A 1,454-nucleotide genomic window follows, 5' to 3' on the forward strand; every position below is an offset into this window, starting at 1 on the left:
CAGGGTAAGAGCATCTAATTTGGTATAAAATGTACTTGAAAAATTACTTCAGTCATGGTAATAGGCAGGTGAAAATATCTAGATTTAGTATGAGTTATACTTGTTGGTCAATAAGTTGGCCCGCCCGTGGGGCTAAAAACAGCTAGGCTCTTCCAAAAATTACCAAGGAATACTAAAATGTCTCAGGGTTTTCAAATTCAACTTGCTGATCAGAAAAATTCTCGTGCTCAGACTAAGAAGAAAGATGTGCCAGAAATGAGAGATATCCAACTGAGTCTATTAAAGCACTTTGGAGAACTCAAAGACCATCGAGTAGAGCTTCCTTGAAAAACATCAATTCACCGACATCTTAGTTATTGCAATTTTAGCAATAATTGCCGGGGCGCAAGGCTGGGAAGACATGGAGAATTATGGTATCAGTAAAAAAGAATGGTTAGAAGAGTTTTTGGAATTACCGAACGGCATCCCTTCTGATGATACATTTCGCAGGGTATTTCAGTTCATCGATCCAGAGGCCTTGAATCGTTGCTTTTTGGGTTGGGTAGAAACTATCGTTAATTCAATGGGGGGCGAAGTTATTCCCATAGATGGTAAGACAATTAGAGGTTCTTATGACCGAAATCAAGGTCAATCAGCACTCCATATTGTTAGTGCATGGGCTAGCGATCAACGCTTAGTTCTGGCACAGATGAAGGTTGAAGATAAATCCAATGAAATTACTGCCATTCCCGCATTGTTAGAGTTGCTAGATATCACAGGTTCTATTATCACTATTGATGCTATGGGGACACAAACTGAAATTGCTCAAAAAATTATTGAGAAAAAGGCAGATTATGTACTGGCACTTAAAGCTAACCATCCGACTTTATACTCTCAAGTTACAAAATGGTTTAAAGAAGCGGCTGCACAGGATTTTAAATCTGTTGATGTCAGCTACGACAAACAGATTAATTCAGGACATCATCGCACGGAAAATCGTCAAGTTTGGGCTGTGCCAATTTCGGCGATTGGTGAACTTTATCAACCCCGGATTTGGGCAGGACTCAAAAGTGTTGTTATGGTGATTCGTGTCCGTCATCTTTGGAATAAGACCACAAGTGAGGTTCATTTTTATTTGACTTCTTTAGAACATGATGCTGAACGTTTAGGTCAGGCTATCCGCAAACATTGGAGTATTGAAAATCAGGCTCATTGGACACTCGATTGTACTTTTGGTGAGGACGCTTGTAGAATTCGTTCCGGTCACAGTCCTCGGAATATTGCTGTGATCAGACGCATAGCGCTTAATGCCCTCAATCGCGAACAAACTTGTCAACGTAGTCTCCGACAAAAAATGAAGCGGGCAGCTATGAATAATGATTATATGTTTCTGGTTCTGACTTCTTGTTTCGCCGATCATATCTTAGGTTCTTCTGAACCTTTGTGTCAAGCTTAATGAAGATGCTCTTACCCTG

1 pseudogene is annotated in these 1,454 nt (G+C 40.3%); it reads left to right on the forward strand.

Annotated elements, in window-relative coordinates:
• Positions 1-177: 177 nt before the first annotated feature.
• A pseudogene (locus tag QUB66_RS29630) lies at positions 178-1,435 on the forward strand (ISAs1 family transposase).
• The last annotated feature ends 19 nt before the right edge of the window (positions 1,436-1,454 follow it).

The sequence above is a fragment of the Microcoleus sp. A2-C3 genome (assembly GCF_036706065.1).
Lineage (GTDB): Bacteria > Cyanobacteriota > Cyanobacteriia > Cyanobacteriales > Microcoleaceae > Microcoleus.